The following is a 23,306-nucleotide window of genomic DNA, read 5'->3' on the forward strand; positions in this document are numbered from 1 at the left end:
GGACTCGAACCTCCACGCCTTGCGGCGCTGGAACCTAAATCCAGTGCGTCTACCAATTTCGCCACCTGGGCACGCGGCGCGGATTGTACACCCGCCCCCGGTATACTCGGCGCCCCATGTCGGTCGAACACTACGAAAACTTCCCGGTCGCCTCCCGCCTGATGCCGCCCGCGCTGCGCGAGCCGGTCGCGGCCATCTACTGGTTCGCCCGCAATGCGGACGACATCGCCGACGAGGGCGAGGCCGCCCCGGAGGCGCGCCTGACCGCGCTCGAACTGTGCCGCGAACAATTGCGCGTCATCGAACGCGGCGGCGTGCCGGACGACCCGATACACGCCCGGCTGGCCCGCGCGGTGCGCGCATGGTCGCTGCCGCTGCCGCTGTTCCACGACCTGCTCGACGCCTTCGCGCAGGACGTGGTGAAAACCCGCTACGCAAACGACACCGAACTGCGCGACTACTGCCGCCGCTCGGCCGACCCGATCGGCCGGCTGCTGCTCTGCCTGTACAAGGTCGATGACGCGGAAAGCCTCGCGCAGTCCGACGCGATCTGCAGCGCGCTGCAGCTGATCAACCACTGGCAGGACGTCGCCATCGACATCGGCAAGAACGCCGACGGCCTGCCGCCCGGCCGCATCTACATTCCGCTCGACACGATGGCGCGCTTCGGCGTGACCGAGGCGCATCTGCGTGAGGCCCGCTGCGACGAAGCCTTCCGCGCCATGATGAAACACCTGGTCGATGACGCCCGTGCACTGATGCGCTCCGGCATGCCGCTGGCACGTCGCCTGCCCGGTCGCATCGGCTGGGAACTGCGCCTGATCGTGCAGGGCGGGCTGCGCATTTTGCAGCGCATCGAACACGTCGATTACGATGTGTTCCGCCGCCGCCCGAAACTGGGCCGAACCGACTGGCCGCTGATCGGCCTCAAGGCCCTCACCTACCGATGACTCCCGACGAATACTGTCAGGACCGCGCCGCGAAGAGCGGCTCGTCCTTCTATTACAGCTTCCTTTTCCTGCCACCGCCGCGCCGCCGCGCGATCACCGCGCTGTACGCCTTCTGCCGCGAGGTCGACGACGTGGTCGACGAAACCGAGGACGTCGGCATCGCGCGCACCCAGCTCGCCTGGTGGCGCACGCAGATCGACGCCTGCTTCGACGGCACGCCGGAGCATCCGGTCTGCCTGGCGCTGCTGCCGGCCATCCGCGACTACGGCCTGCCGCGCGAACAGCTGCTCGAAATCATCGACGGCATGGAAATGGATCTCGACCAGTCGCGCTATCTCGACTTCAAGGGGCTGCAGCTCTACTGCTACCGCGTCGCGTCGGTGGTCGGTCTGCTCGCCTCGCAGATCTTCGGCTCGACGCACCGCGACACGCAGAAGTATGCGCACGATCTGGGCATCGCCTTCCAGCTCACCAACATCATTCGCGACGTGGGCGAGGACGCGCGACGCGGTCGCATCTACCTGCCGGTCGAGGAACTGCAGCGCTTCAACGTGCGCGCCGCCGACATCCTGAACGCGCGCTACAGCGACGAATTCCGGCAACTGATGGAGTTCCAGATCGCGCGCGCCCGCCAGTACTACGAACAGGCGATGGCAGCGCTGCCGAAACAGGACCGCGCGGCGCAGCGACCGGGTCTGGTGATGGCGGCGATCTACCGCACCTTGCTCGACGAGATCGAGCGCGACGGCTGCCGCGTACTCGATCGGCGCATCGCGCTGACGCCGCTGCGCAAACTGTGGCTGGCGTGGAAAACCTGGCTGAAAAGTTGAGTACCACGGTCGCCATCGTCGGTGGCGGCTGGGCCGGCCTGGCCTGCGCGGTCGACTGCGTACGCCGTGGGCTTCAGCCGACGGTGTTCGAGGCCGCGCCCCAGGTGGGCGGTCGCGCGCGCACCGTACACATGGACGGTCTGCCGCTCGACAACGGCCAGCACATCCTGATCGGCGCCTACAGCGAAACGCTGGCGCTGATGCGTGCCGTCGGCGCAGACCCCGACGCGCTGCTGCAGCGCCTGCCGCTGGCGCTCGAATTCGACGATGGCTTCTCGCTGCGCGCGCAGAGCAGCGGGCGCCTCGGCATCGCCCTCGCCTTCCTGCGCGCCCGAGGCATGAGCTGGCGCGACCGTCTGGCCGCACTGCGGCTGATGCGCGCGATACGCCGTGTCCCGGCCGCCGACGAGAGCGTCGCCGCCCTGCTCTCACGCAGCGCGCAGACGCCAGGCGCAATCACGCACCTGTGGGCGCCGCTGTGTGTGGCCGCGCTGAACACCTCGATCGAACAGTCCAGCGCCCGCGTGTTCGCGCGCGTGCTGACCGACAGCCTGATGGGGCCACCGGGCGCGGCCGACCTGCTGCTGCCGCGCGCCGACCTCGGAAGCTTGTTGCCAGAACCGGCGCTGTTCTGGCTGCGTGCGCACGGCGCAGCAGTGAACACCGGAACGCGCGTGCGCACGGTGCGCGAGCAGGCCGACGGCTTCGCCATCGACTGCGCCGACGGCGTGCAGCGCTTCGACCGCGTCGTGTTCGCCTGCAGCCCGCATCAGTTGCCGGCGCTGCTCGGCGACCTGCCGGGCTTGGAGACCATCGCGCGACAGGTCGCGGCGCTGGCGTACGAAGCCATCACCACCGTCTATGCCGCATTCGACGCCCGCACGCGTCTGCCCGCGGCGATGACCGGCTTCGTCGCCGGCGAACCGCACTGGGTATTCGACCGCGGCCAGCTCGGCGGTCCGCCCGGCCTGCTGGCCGGTGTCGTATCCGCCGCGGGCGGCACGCGGGAAGAGACGGAACGCACCGTACTGGCCGCGCTGCGCAGCCAGTTCCCCGCGCTGTCCGATCCGCTGTGGGTACGCACGATCAGCGAACGCCGCGCCACCTTCCGCTGCACGCCGGGACGTGCCGCGATCGAACAGCCGCGCGACACCCGCATCGCGATTGCCGGCGACTACCTCGTCGCCGACTATCCGGCCACACTGGAAGCCGCCGTGCGCAGCGGACTCGCCGCGGCCCGCCGTGTCGCAGACGCGCGCTAGCGCGTCAGTCAGCAGGCGCGCACCCGACGACTGCGCGCCGGGCCGCGCCCACCATTTCTCAGATCATCACCGCCCGTCGACAACAGGGCTGCCTTCAGACACCCGGCGGGTCCGTTTCACGTGCCGGATGACGATGCTTGCCGAGGGCGGCGATGAACGCCGCCACACCTTCGACCAGCGCATCGTCGCTCGCCAGCACGATGCCCGGATCGGGCAGACCTGAGCTCAACTCGCTTGCGATGCCGGCCTTGCCGAGCAAGGCCTTCGACGCGCCGATGACCAGCATGGTCTTGCCGTGGCGATACTGGTTGGTCACGAACTCCAGCGTCTGGCCGTAGCGGGCCAACAGCGCGACGCCGTCCCCCCCATCCGGCAGGACGAGCGCATCGAACAGCACCGGCGGCGAGTTCTCCAGCGTGCCGGTCCCGTCCACCGACGTGCCGTCGGCGGTCCTGACCGGACCGAGACGAGGCGCGACGACGCATGCTGCGGCACCGGCCGCGCTCAGCGCAGCCTGAACGGCCCCGACCGACGCGCCGAGCACGCCGTCGGCAACCAGGATGGCCACCTTGCGGGTGCGGATCCCGCCGTCGCCGGGCCGCGCGCTGAGGGACAGCGCCGGCGATATGATCACCTCGGGCTCCGCCGGTTTCGCCGACGCTCGCGGCATCGCGTCGGGCAACTTCATGCCCAGTCCGTCGGCGATCTTCGCGGCCATGTCGGCGGACACGTTCACCAGCGAAGCGAGCATGCGTTCGCGGATGGCCGGCACGGTTACCTTGCTCAGTTCGAAGCGGAAGCCACCGACGATGTGCGCCTTCTCCACCTCGGTCTGGCTGTCATAGAACAGCGTGGCTTGCGTGTAGTGATCGGCAAACTTCTCCGGCTTGCCACGCAGCTTGTCGTCGTCGATCGGTTGCGGAAACGACACGAAGCCTGCCGCACCAGCCTGGAACGGGCAGCCGCCAGCCAGCGAGTTCGGCTCGTATGCAACCTTGCCGCGGGCAATGGCCTGGCGATGCAGACCGTCGCGCTGGTTGTTGTGGACCGGCGCCAGTGGTGCGTTGATCGGCAGCTCGTGGAAATTCGCGCCGCCCAGCCGGGTGATCTGGGTATCGATGTACGAATGTATGCGCCCGGCCAGCAGCGGGTCGTTGCTGAAGTCGATGCCGGGCACCACATGCGCGGTACAGAAGGCGACCTGCTCGGTTTCGGCAAAGAAATTGTCCGGATTGCGGTTGAGTACCATGCGGCCGACCGGCGTCACCGGCACCAGTTCTTCCGGGATCAGCTTGGTTGCATCGAGCACATCGAAGCTGAAGCTTTCGGCCTGGGCTTCGGTGAATATCTGCAGGCCAAGTTCCCATTCCGGGTACTCGCCGGCTTCGATCGCGTCCCACAGGTCGCGGCGATGGAAGTCGGCGTCGGCGCCGGCGATCTTGACCGCTTCATCCCAGACCAGCGAGTGGGTGCCGAGTCGGGGCGTCCAGTGGAACTTGACGAAGTGCGACTCGCCCGCCGCATTGACCAGCCGGAAGGTATGTACGCCGAAGCCCTGCATCATCCGCAGGCTGCGCGGTATGCCGCGGTCGGACATCACCCACATCAGCGTGTGCGTGGTCTCCGGCATCAGCGACGCAAAGTCCCAGAAGGTGTCATGGGCTGACGCCGCCTGCGGCATCCCGTTGTGCGGTTCGGGCTTGACGGCGTGCACCAGGTCCGGGAACTTCATTGCGTCCTGGATGAAGAAGACCGGGATGTTGTTGCCCACCAGGTCCCAATTGCCCTCGTCGGTGTAGAACTTGACGGCGAAACCGCGGACATCGCGTGCCGTGTCGACTGAACCCCGCTCACCTGCGACGGTGGAGAAGCGCACGAATACCGGCGTGATCTTGCCGGCCTCCTGGAAGGGCGCCGCGCGCGTGAGCCCGGTCAGCGGCTGGTAGGCCTCGAAATAGCCGTGCGCGGCCGACCCCCGGGCATGCACCACGCGCTCCGGAATGCGTTCATGGTCGAAGTGCGTGATCTTCTCGCGCAGGATGAAATCTTCAAGCAGGGTCGGTCCGCGCAGGCCGGCCTTCAGCGAACTCTGGTTGTCGGCGACTGCGACGCCCTGATTGGTCGTCAGCGTCTGTCCGCTGGAGTCGGTCCGGGCCCGGTCCAGCGAAGTGGCGCCATCGCCGGTCTTGGCCGAGTGATTGCATTCGCTGAGCGTGCTGGCCGACGTCAGCGCGTTCGCCCGATCCAGCACCTGTCCCGCCGGTGGCGCGATCGCAGTATTCCGTCCGTACTCGCTGCTCTTGCTGGCATTGTGCGGCATTGACCCGGCGAGCGCCTCGACGTCGGCCGCTTGTTGCGCGAGCCTGTGAGCGGCACCGGGGTCGTTTGCCGGGGTGGGCCGCGTGTCGGCGGCAGGGTGGCTGGGGGCTGTCTTTTTCATGGGAGCGTCCTGAAAGGTTGATACCGCAGCGGCGGTGTGAACGCTGCGAACGGTGCGGATGAGAATCACGACACGCCGATGTCCCTCAGGCCGTGCCGACGTAGCGGCGCCAGGGGCCCGCATGCTGGCCCAGTCGATCGGCGACGATGTCCAGTACCTCCCGGTTCCAGCCCATGCCCATGTGGCTGCCGTCGACCTCGATGTCCTGGGTGAGCCGGGAGCGCGTGCCATGACGGCAGGTTTCCCACGCCACCACACCATCCGACCGGCTGTAGATGGAGGTGGTACGGAGGGGCGGTGGTACGCGAAGGCGCTCGATCCATGACGGATCGATGCTGGCTGCACGACCGCCCAGCACACTTGATAGCCAGCTCGCGTTGCTGTCGGCGGCGCCGCCGTTGAACGGTGCGGCGATGGTGATCACCTGCCGCAGCCTGGGGGCGATCAACTTGCCCAGTTCGCGTGCATACAGGCCACCCAGGCTCCAGCCGATGAGCGTCGCGGGTTGTGCGTGTTTCTCCAGCTGGACGGATATCCGGTCCGCGAGGCCCGCGAGCCAGGCGCCGAGCTCACCTTGAGGCCCGACATTGACGCCCTGCCCCCAGTCGAAGGCCTCGTAGCCAAGTTGCCGGCAGTGGGCGCGCAGAATGGACACCGACGTGCCGTCGGTCCCCAGACCCGGGAAGATGACCACCGGATGCCCGTCGCCGGGCACCGCTTCGCGCGGTGCGGAGCATTGCTGGAAGGCGAACTCCATTGCCGCACGAAACGGTTCCAGCAAGGTCAGCGACGGATTGGGAGCCGCGAATGCGTAATCTCTCTTCATGATTGTCCCGCGGTGAGTGCAACGAAGGTGAGGCGTGGAACGCCTCGGGCCCGATCGGCCATCAAGAGGCGTGTGGAGAGTGCTTCGGTCATCGGACCTGCGTGGCAGCACCGACGCAATCCGGCAGCAGGGGAGACCTGCCTTCCGCCTTCAGGGTCGGCCGCAGGAGGCCGTCCGGACGGCGGATGAATCAGCGGCGCCGTCGTAGCCTGGTCCTGGGCGCGGCCGGCACTGACCTGCCGGACAGGGCCGTCAGCGTGTCGTGGAAAAGCTCGATCACGGCGGCGTCGATCTGACGCCTGGCCGCTGCGGTCGCCTGGCCGCGCATCCTCCCGGCCATCCGGTGGGCGCCGCTCAGCCACATGCTCATCAAGGGGTTCGTTCTGCGCACTGGACGGGACGGTGCGCCTGCGTCAGCCGCGGGCGGCGAGCAAATCAGCCTTGCGCGCCGCCATCCGGTCACCCAGTTCGACAAGGTCGAGTGAGGACGCCTTCGCCTTGGGGAACATCTCGTCCTGCTCCTCCTTGACGTGATGTTTGACGTACTCGGACAGCACCTTCACCTTGGCTTCATAGCTTTCGCCGTCCGGGTCGATGCCTTCGATCTGTGCGATCAGGTCCATCAGGCTGGCGTGTTCGACCACGGCCTCCGGTACCAGCAGCTTGTCCTTCAGTGCCGCCTTGACCGCCGGGTAGAAGATCTCTTCCTCGATCTGCGCATGCACGCTCAGTTCGGCACATATCTCGGCGACGAGTGCTTTCTTCTTCTTGCTCGAGTCCGTCTTTTCGTACTCGGCAAACAGGCCGCTGACTGTTCCATGGTCGGCTCTGAGCAGGGCAATGGCGTCCTTTGCGACGGCGGGTGTCTTCGATGCGGCAGTGTTCCGGGTGTTCGTAGTCATGGCGGTTCCTTGGCTTTGTTGCGGATGAGAGAGGTGCAATCAATGCACGAACAGCGCGATCAGGATGATGATCGGGATGGGAATGCCGAGAAGCAGGAGCAACAGTGAACGCATGGTGGCCTCGTGATGTGGAGTGTTCGAACCGCCCCGTCAGGCGTCACGCTGCCGGCCACCGCAGGTCGCTGCCAGGCTGGCGACGAACGCGCCGATGAGCAGGGATACGAAGACCCACAGTGCAGCGTAGGCGGACGCCTTTCGTGCCGCGTCGGCGGCCTCCTTCGCGGCGATTTCGGCCTCGTTCAGCCTGGCCTGGGCACGCGCATAAAGGTCGGTCACGCGTTTCTCCGCGTCCTGCTGCGACATGCCGGTGCGCTGGGCGACCAGCCGACCGACATAACGCAGGTCATCCGGCGGCAGGGGTGCGGAACGGCTGACGTTCATGAATATCCGGCTGACTTCCGCGACATCGACGGACAACGCGCGCTCCGAAGCGGTGACCGGCGTCTCGGCCTCCGACGAACCGGCCGTCGAGGCAGGCCCGTCCGCGCGAAACAGGGCGTCGACGAAGTAGGCCATCGGCCCACCGTCATCCGACGCCGCTCTCCCCGATGCGGCGAGGCCGCCCGCAGCCGCAGAGGCCGTGATCGCTGCGCCGCCGACTGCCGAGGCCCCGGCCTGGATGCCGCCGCTGAGGATGGACCCGATCACCGAGGTCAGCAGCGCGGCCGTGGTCAGCGAAGCGACGGCCCACGCCAGAAAACCATGCGCGGTATCACGGAAGTAGATCTCGTCAGCGGGCGTGTCCATCCATCGTGTGCGCAGCCTGCCAGCCAGATAGCCCCCCATTGCAGAGGAGAGCAACTGCGTGAGCGTCAGCCACACGATGGTGGACACGCCGAAGGTCGCTGCGCTGACGCCTTCGAGCGCCCATGGCGATACCGAAGACAGGCCGAGCCCCACGCCGAGGATCAGCAGGATCAGCGACAGAGCGGCGCCGGCGGCAGCGCCAGCCGCGATGGCCCCCCATGACACGGCGCTGTTCACCGGGCGTGGGCGATCGAGTTGAGTGTCGGACAGGCCGTATCCGCGTGCGGGCGGATCGAGCGGTGCAGCGGTCGAGATTGCCATGACAGTCCTTCTGGTGAAGTGCGGAGTGGCGGGCGTCATGCCTCATGGCATGTGCACGTTGCTGCACGGTAGTGCCCCTGTGACACGGGGTCCGTTGGCTGGCGCACATAACTGTCATCGGCGTGATCGCAGCCTCGCTCGATCCGTCCCTGACCGGACGGACCTCACCGTCGACCGGAGGTGGATGCGCCGGCCCAGCGCAATGTCATCGGCGCCCGACGCCGCGCTTTCGCATCCAGTGCGTCGTCCGTAACCCTCTTGCTGCCCGTGGTCCGCCATGGGCACCGGGTGCCGATGCCCGCAGTCGACACCGGCACGATGCCGCTGCGGTCATCGCCGGTGCTCGAGTTCGAAGGGGTATCGCCGCGTAGAGGAGAGACGTGGCGGGTCGATGCGAGGCCCGGACGCGCGATCGGCGATCGCCGGTGACGCCCTGGTCGCCGACTGTCCGGTCACGCCGGAAAACACCGCGCGCAGGCGCGTATCCGCCCCATGCGCGGGTTCCGTCGTCGGCGCGGGCGCTGCTCGTGACGGTGCGCGGAAAAATCCGCTGATGAGTTCTTCCGCCGCATCGCGATCGGCGCTCGCTGCCGCAGAGAACCGGTGTCGTGTGACACGGCCCTCTCACGCGGCATGCAGACGCGCCATCGGCGGCAGCTGCCGCCCCGCGATTACTCGGCTGTGCCGCGCACCTTGACGCGTACGCCGTCGCACTCCACCACCTGACCGGCCCGGATCTTGGCGGTGCGGCGTGATTCCGGCTTGCCGTCCACCATTACGCCACCGGCGTCGACGCGGGCCTTGCCCTCGCCGCCACTGGTGACGACACCGGCGATCTTCAGCAGGTCACACAGGGCGACGTATTCGCCCCGCAATTCGAAATCGACGTTTTCCATTGCAGCTTTCAATAGGCGCACAGGCGCTCGCAGGCCTGTGCAATGAGCGCTTCGCTCTTGGCGAAGCAGAAACGGATGAGCTTCGCGTCGAAGCCATCGTGGTGGAAAGCGGACACCGGTATGGTGGCCACGCCCGCTTCGCGCATCAGCCGGCGTACGAACACGGCGTCCGGCTCGTCGGCGATCGCGTGATAGCGGGCGAGCTGGAAATAGGTGCCGGCGCAGTCCAGCAGTTCGAAGCGTGAAGCGGCCATGCGAGCGCGGAAGTCGTCGCGCTTCTTCTGGTAGAAGGCGCCGAGGTCGAGGTAGCGCGAGGCGTCGGCCATGTAGTCGGCCAGCCCGAGCTGGCAGGGCGTGTTCACTGCGAACACGTTGAACTGATGCACGCGGCGGAATTCGGCGGTCAGCGACGGCGGCGCGCAGACGAAGCCCACCTTCCAGCCGGTCACGTGGAAGGTCTTGCCGAAGCTGGACACCAGCAGCGTGCGCGCCGCCAGTTCCGGCACGCGGCAGGCGCTCGCGTGCTCCCGGCCGTCGAACATGATGTGTTCGTACACCTCGTCCGAAATGACCAGAATGTCGCGGCCGTCGCACAGCGCGGCCAGCCGGCGCTGGTCGTCCAGCGACCAGGCAGCGCCGGTCGGGTTGTGTGGCGTATTGGTGACGATGAGGCGCGTGCGCGGCGTGATCGCGCGCGCCACCGCGTCCCAGTCCGGCAGGAAGTGCGGCGCCTCCAGCCGGATGAATACCGGCGTCGCGCCCGCCAGCCGGATACCCGGCAGATAGCTGTCGAAGGCCGGCTCGAAAATGATCACCTCGTCGCCCGGCCCGGCCAGCGCGGTGATCGCGGTGTAGACGGCCTGGGTGGCGCCGGCGGTGATGGTGATTTCGGTTTCCGGGTCGTACTGTGCGCCATACACCGCGGCCATCTTGGCGGACACCGCGGCGCGCAGCGCCGGCTGGCCGGCCATCGGCGAATACTGGTTGTGGCCGGCGTGCATGTGCCGCGCCACCGCATCGAACAGTTCCGGCCCGGCAGTGAAGTCGGGAAAGCCCTGCGACAGGTTCAGCGCGCCCAGTTCGGCCGCTTCGCGCGAAATGACGGTGAATATCGTGGTGCCCACGTCGGGCAGCTTGGACGGCACGCGGCCGCTGTAATCCTGCATGGCAGACATCGCTCTGGCTTGGAGGGCGGATTATGCTTCAGGCCCCGACGCAATACGGCATGCCCGCCCCGCTCCATGACCGACACCCCCAGCCCGCTGCGCATCGACAACGATGTGCTCCACATCCTCGACCAGACCCGCCTGCCCTTCGCCGAAAAAGAACTGCGCATCGACACCGCTGCGCAGGCGGCCCACGCGATCGCCTCGATGCAGGTGCGCGGCGCGCCGCTGATCGGCGCCATCGGCGCCTTCGGTCTGGCGCTGGCGCTGCGTGAGGCGGCCGACGACGACGCGCTCGACGCCGCCCGAGTCGCGCTGGCCGCCACCCGACCGACCGCGGTCAATCTGGCCTGGGCGCTGGACCGGGTCGCACGCGCGGTGCGTCCACTCGCACCTTCGGTGCGGGCTGACGCCGCGTGGCACGAGGCGCTGGCGATCTGCGACGAGGACCGCGCTGCCAACCGCGCCATCGGCGAACACACGCTGGCGCTGATCCGCGCGCTGCCGGCATCCGGCCGCATCGATCTGATGACCCACTGCAACGCCGGCTGGCTGGCCACGACCGGCTGGGGCACTGCACTGTCCGGTATCTATCTGGCGCAGCAGGCCGGGCTGGACATCCACATCTGGGTGTCGGAAACGCGGCCGCGCAACCAGGGCCTGCTGACCGCCTGGGAACTGGCGCGCGCCGGCGTGCCGCACACCGTGATCGCCGACAACGCCGCCGGTCAGCTGATGCGCGAAGGCCGCGTCGACGCGGTGGTGATCGGCGCCGACCGCATCGCGGCGAATGGCGACACCGCGAACAAGGTGGGCAGCTATCTGAAGGCGCTGGCGGCACACGCGCATGCACTGCCCTTCTGGGTCGCTGCGCCGTGGTCGACCATAGACCTGAGCTGTGCCGACGGCGATGCGATACCTATCGAGGAACGCAGTGGCGACGAGGTGCGCGTCGTGCGGGGCGCCGAGGGCGGCGTCACGGTGCTCGACGCCGGCCGCGCTGTCGCCAATCCGGCCTTCGACGTGACGCCGGTCGCACTGCTGAGCGCCATCGTGACCGAGCGCGGCTCGATCGACTGCGCGGCCGGGCAGACGCCGAAACAGTTCGCGGCCTGACTTCATCCACAGAAGTTAATGTTGTTTCGAGAAAATTGAAACCCTTATGTGACAACGGTTTCCAGCTGACGATGTGGGGAAACCACTGACGTTTCGTCAACCTTTAACACGGACACGCTTGTAATCCGCGGCGTGTTGGGGATAATCGGCGGCACTCCACAATACAGGGGCACACCCTGATGACTGAGGTCAGCGGCGCCGACGTGCACTCTGCGGCTCGCCGGTTGGAAGCGTGCGGACTGAACCGCGGTGCGGCTGGCAATGTCAGCGCGCGCCGCGGCACCGCATTCCTGATCACACCGAGCGGACTCGAACCGGATGCGTGCACGCCGGACGACATGGTTCTGGTCGACCAGGACGGCGGTTTCGCAGGCCGGCTCAAGCCGTCCTCGGAATGGCGCATCCATCGCGACATTTATCGGGCCCGGCCCGAAGCCGGTGCGGTCGTTCACACGCACGCCCCCTTCGCCACCGCGCTCGCCTGCGTCGGTGCAGACATTCCCCCGTTCCACTACATGATTGCGCGCTTCGGTGGCGCCACGGTGCGCTGCGCGCGCTACGCCACCTTCGGCGAACAGGCGCTGTCCGACGCGGTGATCGACGCACTCGACGGGCGCTGTGCCTGCCTGATGGCCAACCACGGCATGCTGGTGTTCGGCCGCGATCTGGCTCAGGCGGTCGCGCTGGCGGTCGAATTCGAAACCCTGTGCGAACAGTACTGGCGGGCACTGCAGATCGGCACGCCGCAGCTGATCGACGACGCCGAAATGGCGCGCGTGCTGGTCAAGTTCGGGAGCTACGGACAGTGAATGCGGCGCCGCATCACGGCCTGCCGGTTAAAGAAACCGTGCCCACAGTCGTGAACCGGAACTACTCCTTCTCATCGGGCCTCGCGGCCGACTGCCCTACGAGCTGAGCCGGTCATGCCCACCACTCTTCTGTCACACGGCACCACACCGCGCAATGAAGGCACGGAACGCCAGGTCGAGGCGGAACTGGTGGCGCTCGCCTATCGACTGACGCCCTTCACGCTGCTGATGGCCATCGTGCTGGCCAGCCTGATATGGGGCGTTCTGCACAACATCGTCGATCCGCGCGCGCTCAGCGTCTGGCTGGTGGCGATGGTGGTCGTGAACGTCGGTCGTTACGGTCTCATCCTGGCCTGGCGCCACGTGTCGCCGGGCATCAACGAGACGCTGATCTGGAAGTGGCTGTTCATGCTCGGCGTGCTCGCCGCCGGCTCCGCCTGGGGGTCGCTCGGCGTGTTCCTGATGCCGCCGCCGGGACATCCCTACGAAATGGTCGTGCCGCTTTGTCTGGTGGCCGTGTCCGCTGTCGGGCTGTTCTCGCTGACCGGCATGTGGAAGGCCTATCTGTGCATGGCGCTGCCCACACTGCTCCCCACCGCCTATTTCTATCTGCGCTCGCCCGAGCCCGAGCGCGAGGTGCTGGGCGGCTTCATCCTGCTGTTCCTGATGATCGCCGTCGTCAACGCCCGTCGCTTCCAGCGCAACACCGCCGAGTTCATCCGGCTGCGCCTGCACCACGCCAAGGTGGCGCAGGAAAACGAGGAAGCGAAGGAGAACGCCGAACAGGCCAATCAGGCGAAGAGCCAGTTCCTGGCGAACATGAGCCACGAAATCCGCACGCCGATGAATGGCGTGCTGGGCATGGCGCAGCTGCTGCTGCGCAGCGAACTGAACGGCGAGCAGCGGCGCTACCTGGAAACGCTGTACCGCTCGGGCGAAAACCTGCTCGATCTGCTGAACGACATTCTCGATCTGTCGAAGATCGAAGCCGGCCGCTTCGACCTCGTGCGCAGCGAGTTCGACCCGCGGCGCACGCTGCGCGAAGTGACCGAGCTGCTCGGCGCCCAGGCACGTGAAAAGAACCTGACACTGGCACTCGACGTCGACGACGCGGTGCCTGGCCGCATCGAGGGCGACCCCGGTCGCCTGCGCCAGATCGCTGTCAACCTGATCGGCAACGCCATCAAGTTCACCGACCACGGCGGCGTGTTCGTCACGCTGCGCGCGCACTCGATGGACGACGACCTGATGCTGCACGACCGCCCGACCAGCGGTTCTGTGCGCATGGTCATGTCGGTCCGCGATACCGGCATCGGCATCGCGCACGACGACCAGGCACGCATCTTCGACGCCTTCGCCCAGGCCGACAACACTGCCTCGCGCCGCTTCGGCGGCACCGGCCTCGGGCTGGCGATTTCGCGTCAGCTGGCCGAAATGCTCGGCGGCTCGGTGACGCTGCGCAGCGCCCAGGGCATAGGCTCCACCTTCACACTGTCGCTGCCGTGCAAGGTGGTATCGACCGGCATCGAGGAAGCGCAGAACAGCCTGTCGCTGCCCACCTTGCCGCGACTGTCCGGCAGCGTGCTGCTGGTCGAGGACAGCCCGGTCAATGCCGAAGTCGCCTCCCACATGCTGGAGGCCTTCGGCCTGCGCTGCACGCTGGCGCGCGACGGTCGACAGGCGCTGCAGGAGCTTGAGCACGCCCGCTTCGACCTCGTGCTGATGGACTGCCAGATGCCCGGCATGGATGGCTTCGAAGCCTGCGAACGCATCCGCGATCGCGAACGCCTGGTCGGCCTGCCGGCCACACCGCTGATCGCGCTGACCGCCGGCGCCAACGACGGTGACCGCGAGAACTGCATCGCCGCCGGCATGGACGACTACCTGGCCAAGCCCTTCCGCGAAGACGACCTGTACGCCATCGTGCGCAAGTGGCTGCCGGACAACGCGGTGTCCGGCACGCAGTCGATCTCGATCGACGCGATCAACCAGCAGGACCGTGCCCGCTTCGCTGCGCTGTACGAGAAGGAATCGCAGCGCAACGTGCTGGCCATGCAGGAAGCGCTGCGCGAGCGCGACGAGAACACGCTGCGCCGCGCCGCCCACACGCTGAAGTCGCTGGCCGTGCATGCGCAGGCCTTCGACCTGCACGACACGATGCGTCGGCTCGAAGCCGCCGCGCTGGAAAAGGACTGGGCGCTCGCCACCACGCTGGTGCCGATCGCCAGCCGCATGCAGCTCGAGTCGGCGCGTCGCGTACTCGAATGCAGCCTGGACAGCGAAGGCGCGCAGGGCGCACTGCCCGACGCGCTGGACATCCTGATCGTCGACGACGACGAGGCGGAACGCTTCCTGATGCGCCGCTCGCTCGAAGGCGCCGGCTGCACGCACATCCGCGAGGCGGAGAGCGGCGAGCAGGCGCTGCTGATGGTGGGCCAGCAATGCCCGCACGTGCTGCTGCTCGACGGACTGATGCAGGGCATGGACGGCGTCGCCACCTGCAAGGCGCTGCGCGAACACTACAGCGCCGACAAGCTGGTCATCGTGATGCTGTCGGGCATCGAGGACCCGGCCTGGCAACGCGCAGCGATGGACGCCGGCGCCAGCTGCTTCGTCGCCAAATCGGTGTCGCGCGACAAGCTGATGGATACGCTGACCGCGCGTCTGGCAGAACTCGACCGCCCGCTGCGCAGTCGACTGCGTGGCAAGCCGCGCCTCAGCGTGGCCTGATCGCCGCCTCCCTGCGCGGCGATCCCCGCGAAGGAGTCCTCGATGCGATCAATCTTCCTTGCACTCGCGCTGTACGCATGCAGCAGCGCCTACGCCATCGATCCCGCCGCCGTGCCGCCGGACAAGCGCACGGTGCTGGCCCGCTATCTGACCTCGGCCGAGGCGCACCGCATGCTGAGCGAAAACCCCGGCGGCACGCTCTTCCTCGACGTGCGTACGCAGGCCGAGGTGAGCTATGTCGGCGTGCCGGCCGGCATGGACGCCAACGTGCCCTTCATGCTGGTCGACTTCGACCACTTCGACGCCAAGTCGCGCCGCTTCACGCTGCACAAGAACCCTGAATTCATCCGCTCGGTCGAACAGCGCCTGCAGGCCAAGGGACTGGACCGCAACGCCGACATCGTGCTCATCTGCCGCTCCGGCGACCGCACGGCGCGTGCCGTCAATGCGCTGGCCGCGGCCGGTTTCACCCGGGTATGGACGGTGATCGACGGTTTCGAGGGCGACACCGCGGACAGCGGCGCCGAGCGCGGCAAGCGCACCGTCAATGGCTGGAAGAATGCGGGCCTGCCGTGGAGCTATGCGCTCGACCCGGCACAGGTCTGGCTGCCGGCCGGCGCCCGCTGATCAGCGCCCGGGCAGCATGCGCGACAGCAGCCCGTCGCGATCGATGAAGTGATGCTTCAGCGCGGCCAACACGTGGCCCGCCACCACCAGCATGAAGAACCAGTTCAGCAGCCGGTGCGTCAGCAGCAGCGCCTCGCCCAGCGCCTCGTCCTTGGACAGCAGATCGGGCAGCGGCAGCACGCCGAACCAGACGGTCTGGAAGCCCTTGGCCGAACTCATCAGCCAGCCGGACAGCGGCACGATCACCATCAGCAGATAGAGCAGATGATGGCCGGCCTTCGCCGCCGTCACCTGCCAGGCCGGAATGTCCGCGGGCAGTGCGGGCGGCCGGTGCGTAATGCGCCAGGCAAGGCGCGCGAGCACCAGCAGGAACACGGTGACGCCGGCCCACTTGTGATACGAGTAGAACTTCAGCTTCTGCGGTGACAGCGGCAGTTCGACCATGTAGAGGCCGAAGCCGAACATGCCGAACAGCATCAGCGCGATCAGCCAGTGCAGCGACATCGCGGTGCGGGTATAGCGCATCGTTGTTTTCCTGTGCGAGGGGTGAAGCAGGCTGGAGGCGCATCGGCCTCCGCGAGGTTCGGCATTGTCAGTGCGTCGCAGTTCCGGCGGAAGCCCCGGCCGGTGCGGCCGGGAAAATTGCCCGCAGCCGCCGCAGCCGTTCAGAGACTGATCTGCGTCCCCAGCTCGACCACCTGATTGGGTGGCAGGTGGAAATAGTTCGCCGGCCCTTCCGACTGCCGCATCATCCAGCCGAACAGCGCACGCCGCCACGACTGCAGATCGTCACCCTGGCCTTCGACCACGGTCGCCCGGGCGACGAAATAGGTGGTGCTCATCGGCTCCAGTTCGAGGCCCAGATCGGCCAGCGCCGCGAGCGCCTTCGGAATGTCCGGTTCCTCGCGGAAGCCGTAGCGCGCCTCCACCGTGTAGTGCTCGCCACCGAGCTTGTGCACTTCGATGCGGTCGATGTCGGGCACGCGCGGCACATCCTCGATCATCACGTGCAGGAAGAACACGCGCTCATGCAGCACCTTGAAGTGCTTCAGATTGTGGAAAAGCGCACTGGGCACCGTTTCCGTATCGGACGTCAGGTAGATCGCCGTGCCCGGCACACGCGGAACGTCCAGCGGCGGTCCGCCGATGAAGTCGGCCATCGGGATGTTGATGCGCCGGCGTTCGCGGGTGATCAGCGCAGTCCCCTGCTTCCACGTCGTAAGCATCGTGAACAGCGCACCGCCGAGCAGCATGGGCAGCCAGCCACCGGCCATGAACTTGGTCAGGTTGGACGCGAAGAACAGCATCTCGACCACCAGGAAGACGCCGAGCACGGCGAGCAGCAGCGTCTTCAGGCGACGCTGCGACATGGTCGTGATGAACAGCATCAGCAGCGTCGTGATGATCATGTCGCCCGACACCGCGATGCCGTAGGCCGCCGCCAGTTCGCTCGACGTGTCGAACTCGAGCACCAGCACGACCACGGCGACCAGCATCATCCAGTTCACCGCGGGTATGTAGACCTGTCCGCGTTCGGTGTCCGAGGTGTGCAGCTGACGCAGGCGCGGCAGGTAACCCAGGCGCGTCGCCTGGGCGGTGATCGAGAAGGCGCCGGAAATTGTCGCCTGCGACGCGATCACGGTGGCCATCGTCGCCAGCGCGACCAGCGGCAGCCGCCAGTCCTCGGGAGCCAGCATGAAGAAGGGGTTGCTCACCGCCTCGGACGCTCGCAGCACCAGCGCGCCCTGACCGAAGTAGTTGATCAGCAGCGCCGGCGACACGATGAAATACCAGGCCAGCCGCACCGGACGCCGGCCGAAGTGACCCATGTCGGCATACAGCGCCTCGCCGCCGGTCAGCGCGAGGAAGACCGCACCGAGCAGCAGGAAGGCCTGCCCCGGCGTGTCGATCGCGAACGAGACGGCGTAGGCCGGGTTCAGCGCGCGCAACACCTCGGGCGTCTGCGCGATGCTCGATGCACCCAGCAGCGCCAGCACGGCGAACCAGACGATGGTGATCGGCCCGAAGAAACGCCCCACGACAGCCGTACCGGTGCGCTGCACGCAGAACAGCAGGACCAGGATGACGATGGTGATCGGTTCGACCCAGTGCTCCAGAGTGGGCGTCACCACGGCAATGCCTTCGACCGCCGACAGCACCGAAATCGCCGGCGTGATCACCGCGTCACCGTAGAACATCGCGGCGGCGAACACGCCGGCTGCGGTGACCGCCGCAACGCGGCGACGTACGCCGGTGCGCGCCGAACGCTGCGCCAGCGAAGCCAGCGCCAGCGCGCCACCCTCGCCCTCGTTGTCGAAGCGCAGCACGATGAACACGTACTTGAACGAAATGATCAGCGTGACCGCCCAGAACAGCGCCGACAGCGTGGCCAGCACATTGGCCTCCGACAGCGGCAGTCCGTGCGATCCGGCGAAGGCTTCCTTGAAGGCGTAGAGCGGGCTGGTACCGATGTCGCCGAACACGACGCCGAGTGCGGCAAGCATCAGCGGCGCAAGGGCTTTCGGCTCTTGAGTTGCCTGGGTCATCAGGGGAATCGGTGGGAAGACGCTGCCGATACTGCGCCGCACCATTTGCAAGATCAAGTCTTGACGGCGACGCAAGGATGGAGTTTTGCAACAATCACACACCTCCGTTACTTCGATCACACCATGCCGTCGCACACCGACACCACCGACCTGTCCGCCCTGCGCGACCTGATCCGCCAGTTCGTCGATGAACGCGACTGGGCGCAGTTCCATACGCCGAAGAATCTGGCGATGGCGATGAGCATCGAAGCCGCCGAGGTGATGGAGCACTTCCAGTGGCTGCCCACCGGCCGCGAACTGGCCGACGACAAGCGCACCGCGGTCGGCCACGAACTGGCCGACGTGCTGGTCTATCTGGTGCGTCTGGCCGACGTGCTGGACATCGACCTGCCGGCTGCGGTGGCCGACAAGATGGCGCTGAATCGCCAGAAGTACCCGGCCGACCGGGTGCGCGGCGACGCGCGCAAGTACGACGAGTACCCCGATCGCGAATGAAGCGGGCGAGGCGGCGCAACCGGTTTCCGGGATAATCGCGCCTCTGCCGTCACCGGCGGCGCCCGAACGTTCGAGCGCCCCACTGCTCTACCCGCACATGACTTCATCGCCCTCCCTGCTGTCCCGTCTTCCCCGCCCACGCCCCGGTGGCCGCACCGACTGGCCGAAGCTGCCGGGCGGCGCCCAGGCGCTCGCGCTGTCCGAGCTTGCACGCGAGCTGGGCGCCCCGCTGGTGGTCGTTGCCGCGCGTCCGATGGACGCCCAGCGCCTGCTCGACGAACTGCGCTGGTTCGCCCCAGCCCTGCGTTCATTCCAGTTGCCGGACTGGGAAACCCTGCCCTACGACCAGTTCTCGCCGCACGCAGACCTGGTGTCGGAGCGGCTGGAAACGCTGTACGCACTGATGCGCGGCGAACTGGACGTGCTGGTGGTACCTGCCTCGACCGCGCTCTACCGTCTCGCGCCGCGCGAATACCTGGCGGCCCACACCTTCTTCGTCAAGCAGGGGGCGAAGCTGGACGTCGAGGGCCTGCGCCTGCAGCTCACCGTGGCCGGCTACAGCGCGGTCACCCAGGTCGTCGCACCGGGCGAATACAGCGTGCGCGGCGGCCTGGTCGACCTCTACCCGACCGGCTCCGCCCTGCCCTACCGCATCGACCTGTTCGACGACGAGGTCGAAAGCATCCGCACCTTCGACGTCGACACCCAGCGCACCGTTTTCCCGACGCAGGAAATTCGGCTGCTGCCGGCGCGCGAGTTCCCGATGGACGACAAGGCGCGCGCTGCTTTCAGGTCGCGTTTCCGCGAAACCTTCGAGGGCGATCCGTCGAAGTCGGTCATCTACAAGGACGTGTCCAACGGTGTGCCCAGCGCCGGCATCGAGTACTACATCCCGCTGTTCTTCGAGCGCACCGACACGCTGTTCGATTACCTGCCGGCCAACGCGGTGGTGGCGCTCGACTACGAAGTCAATGACGCCATCGCCGACTTCTGGCGCGACACGAAGAGCCGCTTCGACCTGATGAAGGGCGAGCGCGCGCGGCCGATACTGCCGCCGCCCGATCTGTTCCTGTCGGAAGAACAGTTCCACGTGTCGCTGGCCAACCGCCCCATCGTGCGCCTGGGCCGCGGCGACGAAGTGGCCGCGGTCACGCCGCTGCCCGACCTTGCTGTCGAGCGCAAGTCGGACGACCCGCTGTTCCGTCTGCGCGCGCTGGTCGCCGCGCAGCGCGTGCTGGTGGTGGCCGAATCGGCTGGCCGGCGCGAGACGCTGACCGACTACTTCACCGAATACGGCCTGGCAAATGCCGCCTGCGACAGCTTCGACGCGGCGCTGGCGAGCGAGGCACGCCTGCTGATCGCCACCGGCCCGCTGGCCGAGGGCTTCGCGCTGACCTCGCCGCCGGTTGCGCTGGTCACAGAAAGCGAGCTCTACCCGACGCAGGCCCGCGCGCGCAGCAAGCGCGACGGCCGCAAGGTGACCGCCGAGAACTTCCTGCGCGACCTGACCGAACTGAAGGTAGGCGACCCGGTGGTGCACCTGCAGCACGGCATCGGCCGCTATATCGGCCTGATGCACATGGACCTCGGCGAAGGCGAAACCGAGTTCCTGCATCTTGAGTACGCCGACGGCGACAAGCTCTACGTGCCGGTGTCGCAGCTGCACCAGATCAGCCGCTACAGCGGTGCGCCCGGCGACCAGATCACGCTGCACAAGCTCGGCTCCGGCCAGTGGGAAAAGGCGAAGAAGAAGGCCGCCGCCCAGGTGCGCGACACCGCCGCCGAACTGCTCGCGCTGTACGCGCAGCGCTCGGCGCGCAAGGGCCACACCTTCGGCTTCAGGCAGCACGACATGGACGCCTTTGCCGAAGGTTTCGGTTTCGAGGAAACGCCGGACCAGCTCAACGCGATCAGCGCGGTGGTCGGCGACATGACCTCCGGCCGGCCGATGGACCGACTCGTATGCGGCGACGTCGGCTTCGGCAAGACGGAGGTCGCGCTGCGCGCCGCCTTCGTCGCGGTGGCCGACGGCAAGCAGGTCGCCGTGCTGGCGCCGACCACGCTGCTGGCCGAACAGCACTACCAGACCTTCTCCGACCGCTTCGCCCAGGTGGCGCACGAGTGGCCGGCGCGCATCGCCGAGATTTCGCGCTTCAAGAGCGCGAAGGAACAGACGCAGGCGCTGAAGGAGGCGGCCGAAGGCAAGATCGACGTGCTGATCGGCACCCACCGCCTGCTGCAGAAGGACGTGAAGTTCGCCCGTCTCGGCCTGGTCATCATCGACGAGGAACACCGCTTCGGCGTGCGTCAGAAGGAGGCGCTGAAGGCGCTGCGCGCCGAAGTCGACGTGCTCACGCTGACCGCGACGCCGATTCCGCGCACGCTGGCCATGTCGCTCGAAGGCATCCGCGACTTCTCGGTCATCGCCACCGCGCCGCAGAAGCGGCTGGCGATCAAGACTTTCGTCAGCCCGTGGTCGCGCGGACTGATCCGCGAGGCAGTGCTGCGCGAGTTCAAGCGTGGCGGCCAGGTGTACTTCCTGCACAACGAGGTCGACACCATCGAGGAAATGAAGACGCGGCTGGCCGACCTGCTGCCGGAAGCGCGCATCGTGGTCGGCCACGGCCAGCTGCCGGAGCGCGAACTGGAGCGCGTAATGCGCGAGTTCACGCAGCGGAAGCACAATGTGCTGCTGTGTACCACCATCATCGAAACCGGCATCGACAACCCGAACGCCAACACCATCATCATCAACCGCGCCGACCGCTTCGGTCTGGCCCAGCTGCACCAGCTGCGCGGACGTGTCGGCCGCAGCCATCACCAGGCCTATGCCTACCTGCTGACCGACGCGCACGCCAAGCCGACCGAACAGGGCCGCCGTCGCCTCGAAGCGATCCAGATGATGGAAGAGCTGGGCTCCGGCTTCTTCCTTGCCATGCATGACCTGGAAATCCGCGGCGCCGGCGAAGTGCTGGGCGATTCGCAGTCGGGCGAAATGCAGGAAGTGGGTTTCAACCTCTACACCGAAATGCTGAAGAGCGCAGTGAAGGCGCTGCAGAAGGGCGAGGACGCCGACCTCACGCAGCCGCTGGACATCGTGTCGGAAATCAATCTGCACACGCCGGCCCTGCTGCCGACCAAGTACTGCCCGGATGTGCACGAGCGGCTCACGCTGTACAAGCGACTGGCCAACTGTGAAACCGACGACGAACTGGGTGGCCTGCGCGAAGAGCTGGTGGACCGCTTCGGTCCGATGCCCGACCAGACGCGCGCACTGCTGGAAACGCACCGTCTGCGCATTGCCGCCCGGCCGCTGGGCATCACCAAGATCGACGCGCACGAGACGCTGATCCTGGTCACCTTCTGTCCCAACCCGCCGATCGAGCCGATACGCATCATCCAGCTCGTGCAGAAGGACCGGAACTTCAAGCTGGCCGGACAGGACAGACTGTCGTGGAAGCGATCCAGCCCGGACCTCGACAGCCGGGTTGGCGCCGTGCGCGAACTGATGAAGAAGCTGAGCGGCTGATCGCCGCATCCGGCGCAACGTAATGTACCGGTGCGGCGACCGGCACAGCCCGGCCGCGGCCTCTCCGGGCTGCGCCGGCGCGGCTTATGCTGTAGCGCCCCGTTCTGGAGTGACAACGATGCGCATACTGATACTGGGTGCCGGTGGCATCGGCGGCTACTTCGGCGCCCGACTGCAGCAGGCCTGTGCCGACATCACCTTCCTCGTGCGGCCGGCGCGCGCCGAACATCTGCGCGAACACCGGCTGCGCGTGTGGAGCCCCTTCGGCGATCTGCAGCTGACGCCGGCGCTGCTGACCGCTGTCGACACCCATTTCGACCTCGTGCTGCTGTCGTGCAAGGCCTACGATCTGGCGTCCGCACTCGACGCCATCGCGCCGGCAGTCGGGCCGCAGACTGTCGTGCTGCCCTTGCTCAACGGCATCGCCCACCTCGATCTGCTGGACGCGCGCTTCGGCCGCGAGCGCGTGGCCGGCGGCGTCGCCCATCTCGCGCTAACGCTCGACGAGAGCGGCGGCATCCGCCACCTGAACGCCAGCCAGCGCCTCATTATCGGCGCCCGCCACCGGTCTCAGTCGGCCGGCATCGACGCGCTGGGCGGCCTGCTCACCGGCATTTCACCCGACTACACGGTGTCGGCCGACATCGAACAGGACATGTGGGACAAGCTGGTGTTCATCGCCACGCTGGCCGGCGCCACCTGCCTGATGCGCGCCTCGATCGGCGACATCCTCGACACGCGGGCCGGCCGCGCGCTGATCGAAGGCATGCTGGAGGAAGGCGCGGCGGTGGCCACCGCCTGCGACCGCGCTCCGGCCGCGCAGCGCATGGCTGGCTACCGCGCTCAGCTGACCGAAGCCGGCTCGACCCTCACCGCTTCCATGCTGCGCGACGTGCTGCGCGGCGCGCGCACCGAAGCCGATCACATTCTCGGCGACCTGTGCCGGCGTGCCGACGCACAGTCGGTGTCGGTGCCCAGGCTCGATCTGGCCTGCTCGCACCTGCAGGCTTACGAGGCGGCGCGGGCGCGGCTGTCGGAATCGTCCGGCTGATCG

General features: G+C 67.3%; 18 protein-coding genes. 10 read left to right on the forward strand and 8 right to left on the reverse strand.

The genetic code is table 11. From position 1 onward, the window contains the following. Positions 1 to 116: 116 nt before the first annotated feature. From hpnC to hpnE, 3 genes are read left to right on the forward strand one after another with little or no spacing between them, the layout of a single operon-like run. Positions 117 to 950: a squalene synthase HpnC gene (gene hpnC / locus IV112_RS12375; protein ID WP_304003794.1), complete on the forward strand. Its 834-nt coding sequence runs from the start codon at positions 117 to 119 to the stop codon at positions 948 to 950. Further along, positions 947 to 1,780, forward strand: a complete 834-nt coding sequence (gene hpnD / locus IV112_RS12380) for a presqualene diphosphate synthase HpnD (protein ID WP_304003795.1) — start codon at positions 947 to 949, stop codon at positions 1,778 to 1,780. The genes hpnC and hpnD overlap by 4 nt, the downstream gene beginning before the upstream one ends. Beyond that, positions 1,777 to 3,042 carry a hydroxysqualene dehydroxylase HpnE gene (gene hpnE, locus IV112_RS12385; RefSeq protein WP_304003796.1) on the forward strand — a complete coding sequence of 422 codons (1,266 nt, stop codon included), beginning with the start codon at positions 1,777 to 1,779 and terminating at the stop codon, positions 3,040 to 3,042. The genes hpnD and hpnE overlap by 4 nt, the downstream gene beginning before the upstream one ends. 94 nt (positions 3,043 to 3,136) lie before the next feature. Here hpnE and IV112_RS12390 read toward each other — a convergent pair whose 3' ends face one another. From IV112_RS12390 to IV112_RS12415, 6 genes are all read right to left on the reverse strand, one after another. Further along, positions 3,137 to 5,482 carry a catalase gene (locus IV112_RS12390; protein WP_304003797.1) on the reverse strand — a complete coding sequence of 782 codons (2,346 nt, stop codon included), beginning with the start codon at positions 5,480 to 5,482 and terminating at the stop codon, positions 3,137 to 3,139. A gap of 85 nt (positions 5,483 to 5,567) precedes the next feature. Next, the gene (locus IV112_RS12395; RefSeq protein WP_304003798.1) at positions 5,568 to 6,308 is read right to left on the reverse strand and encodes an esterase/lipase family protein; all 741 of its coding nucleotides are present in this window, start codon (positions 6,306 to 6,308) and stop codon (positions 5,568 to 5,570) included. 413 nt (positions 6,309 to 6,721) lie between these two features. Beyond that, on the reverse strand, positions 6,722 to 7,210 hold the full coding sequence (locus IV112_RS12400) for a hemerythrin domain-containing protein (RefSeq protein WP_304003799.1): 489 nt from the start codon (positions 7,208 to 7,210) through the stop codon (positions 6,722 to 6,724). Between the two features lie 150 nt (positions 7,211 to 7,360). Next, positions 7,361 to 8,338 carry a hypothetical protein gene (locus IV112_RS12405; RefSeq protein WP_304003800.1) on the reverse strand — a complete coding sequence of 326 codons (978 nt, stop codon included), beginning with the start codon at positions 8,336 to 8,338 and terminating at the stop codon, positions 7,361 to 7,363. Between the two features lie 671 nt (positions 8,339 to 9,009). After that, positions 9,010 to 9,234 carry an RNA-binding S4 domain-containing protein gene (locus IV112_RS12410; RefSeq protein WP_304003801.1) on the reverse strand — a complete coding sequence of 75 codons (225 nt, stop codon included), beginning with the start codon at positions 9,232 to 9,234 and terminating at the stop codon, positions 9,010 to 9,012. Between the two features lie 8 nt (positions 9,235 to 9,242). After that, complete coding sequence (locus IV112_RS12415; protein ID WP_304003802.1) at positions 9,243 to 10,409, reverse strand: methionine aminotransferase; 1,167 nt, start codon at positions 10,407 to 10,409, stop codon at positions 9,243 to 9,245. 66 nt (positions 10,410 to 10,475) lie between these two features. Here IV112_RS12415 and mtnA point away from each other — a divergent pair, with 66 nt between their 5' ends. The 4 genes from mtnA (at position 10,476) to IV112_RS12435 (ending at position 15,682) form a co-directional block, all read left to right on the forward strand. After that, positions 10,476 to 11,516 carry an S-methyl-5-thioribose-1-phosphate isomerase gene (gene mtnA, locus IV112_RS12420; RefSeq protein WP_304003803.1) on the forward strand — a complete coding sequence of 347 codons (1,041 nt, stop codon included), beginning with the start codon at positions 10,476 to 10,478 and terminating at the stop codon, positions 11,514 to 11,516. A gap of 179 nt (positions 11,517 to 11,695) precedes the next feature. Next, complete coding sequence (locus IV112_RS12425) at positions 11,696 to 12,325, forward strand: class II aldolase/adducin family protein (RefSeq protein ID WP_304003804.1); 630 nt, start codon at positions 11,696 to 11,698, stop codon at positions 12,323 to 12,325. A gap of 114 nt (positions 12,326 to 12,439) precedes the next feature. After that, positions 12,440 to 15,055 (forward strand): response regulator, encoded by a 2,616-nt coding sequence (locus tag IV112_RS12430; protein ID WP_304003805.1) that lies wholly within the window; start codon positions 12,440 to 12,442, stop codon positions 15,053 to 15,055. A gap of 42 nt (positions 15,056 to 15,097) precedes the next feature. Further along, positions 15,098 to 15,682 (forward strand): rhodanese-like domain-containing protein, encoded by a 585-nt coding sequence (locus IV112_RS12435; RefSeq protein WP_304003806.1) that lies wholly within the window; start codon positions 15,098 to 15,100, stop codon positions 15,680 to 15,682. On the opposite strand, the gene IV112_RS12440 is transcribed toward IV112_RS12435, so the two are convergent. Both IV112_RS12440 and IV112_RS12445 read right to left on the reverse strand, forming a co-directional pair. Then, positions 15,683 to 16,207: a cytochrome b gene (locus tag IV112_RS12440; protein WP_304003807.1), complete on the reverse strand. Its 525-nt coding sequence runs from the start codon at positions 16,205 to 16,207 to the stop codon at positions 15,683 to 15,685. 140 nt (positions 16,208 to 16,347) lie between these two features. Then, positions 16,348 to 18,228 (reverse strand): potassium transporter Kup, encoded by a 1,881-nt coding sequence (locus IV112_RS12445; protein ID WP_304003808.1) that lies wholly within the window; start codon positions 18,226 to 18,228, stop codon positions 16,348 to 16,350. A gap of 123 nt (positions 18,229 to 18,351) precedes the next feature. Here IV112_RS12445 and IV112_RS12450 point away from each other — a divergent pair, with 123 nt between their 5' ends. From IV112_RS12450 to IV112_RS12460, 3 genes are all read left to right on the forward strand, one after another. Further along, complete coding sequence (locus IV112_RS12450; protein WP_304003809.1) at positions 18,352 to 18,723, forward strand: nucleotide pyrophosphohydrolase; 372 nt, start codon at positions 18,352 to 18,354, stop codon at positions 18,721 to 18,723. A 97-nt stretch (positions 18,724 to 18,820) separates the two neighbouring features. Beyond that, the gene (gene mfd / locus IV112_RS12455; protein ID WP_304003810.1) at positions 18,821 to 22,252 is read left to right on the forward strand and encodes a transcription-repair coupling factor; all 3,432 of its coding nucleotides are present in this window, start codon (positions 18,821 to 18,823) and stop codon (positions 22,250 to 22,252) included. A 118-nt stretch (positions 22,253 to 22,370) separates the two neighbouring features. Next, positions 22,371 to 23,303: a ketopantoate reductase family protein gene (locus tag IV112_RS12460; RefSeq protein ID WP_304003811.1), complete on the forward strand. Its 933-nt coding sequence runs from the start codon at positions 22,371 to 22,373 to the stop codon at positions 23,301 to 23,303. The last annotated feature ends 3 nt before the right edge of the window (positions 23,304 to 23,306 follow it).

It is taken from the genome of Methyloversatilis discipulorum (assembly GCF_018780585.1).
GTDB classification, from domain to species: domain Bacteria; phylum Pseudomonadota; class Gammaproteobacteria; order Burkholderiales; family Rhodocyclaceae; genus Methyloversatilis; species Methyloversatilis discipulorum_B.

Excerpts from the sequence above, each read along its gene's own strand:
- IV112_RS12445 (WP_304003808.1), bottom strand. The coding sequence starts at position 18,228 with ATGACCCAGGCAACTCAAGAGCCGAAAGCCCTTGCGCCGCTGATGCTT.
- IV112_RS12405 (WP_304003800.1), bottom strand. The coding sequence starts at position 8,338 with ATGGCAATCTCGACCGCTGCACCGCTCGATCCGCCCGCACGCGGATAC.
- IV112_RS12395 (WP_304003798.1), bottom strand. The coding sequence starts at position 6,308 with ATGAAGAGAGATTACGCATTCGCGGCTCCCAATCCGTCGCTGACCTTG.
- IV112_RS12460 (WP_304003811.1), top strand. The coding sequence starts at position 22,371 with ATGCGCATACTGATACTGGGTGCCGGTGGCATCGGCGGCTACTTCGGC.
- IV112_RS12400 (WP_304003799.1), bottom strand. The coding sequence starts at position 7,210 with ATGACTACGAACACCCGGAACACTGCCGCATCGAAGACACCCGCCGTC.
- IV112_RS12430 (WP_304003805.1), top strand. The coding sequence starts at position 12,440 with ATGCCCACCACTCTTCTGTCACACGGCACCACACCGCGCAATGAAGGC.
- IV112_RS12435 (WP_304003806.1), top strand. The coding sequence starts at position 15,098 with ATGCGATCAATCTTCCTTGCACTCGCGCTGTACGCATGCAGCAGCGCC.
- mtnA (WP_304003803.1), top strand. The coding sequence starts at position 10,476 with ATGACCGACACCCCCAGCCCGCTGCGCATCGACAACGATGTGCTCCAC.
- IV112_RS12410 (WP_304003801.1), bottom strand. The coding sequence starts at position 9,234 with ATGGAAAACGTCGATTTCGAATTGCGGGGCGAATACGTCGCCCTGTGT.
- IV112_RS12440 (WP_304003807.1), bottom strand. The coding sequence starts at position 16,207 with ATGCGCTATACCCGCACCGCGATGTCGCTGCACTGGCTGATCGCGCTG.
- IV112_RS12450 (WP_304003809.1), top strand. The coding sequence starts at position 18,352 with ATGCCGTCGCACACCGACACCACCGACCTGTCCGCCCTGCGCGACCTG.
- hpnD (WP_304003795.1), top strand. The coding sequence starts at position 947 with ATGACTCCCGACGAATACTGTCAGGACCGCGCCGCGAAGAGCGGCTCG.
- IV112_RS12415 (WP_304003802.1), bottom strand. The coding sequence starts at position 10,409 with ATGTCTGCCATGCAGGATTACAGCGGCCGCGTGCCGTCCAAGCTGCCC.
- mfd (WP_304003810.1), top strand. The coding sequence starts at position 18,821 with ATGACTTCATCGCCCTCCCTGCTGTCCCGTCTTCCCCGCCCACGCCCC.
- IV112_RS12390 (WP_304003797.1), bottom strand. The coding sequence starts at position 5,482 with ATGAAAAAGACAGCCCCCAGCCACCCTGCCGCCGACACGCGGCCCACC.
- hpnC (WP_304003794.1), top strand. The coding sequence starts at position 117 with ATGTCGGTCGAACACTACGAAAACTTCCCGGTCGCCTCCCGCCTGATG.
- IV112_RS12425 (WP_304003804.1), top strand. The coding sequence starts at position 11,696 with ATGACTGAGGTCAGCGGCGCCGACGTGCACTCTGCGGCTCGCCGGTTG.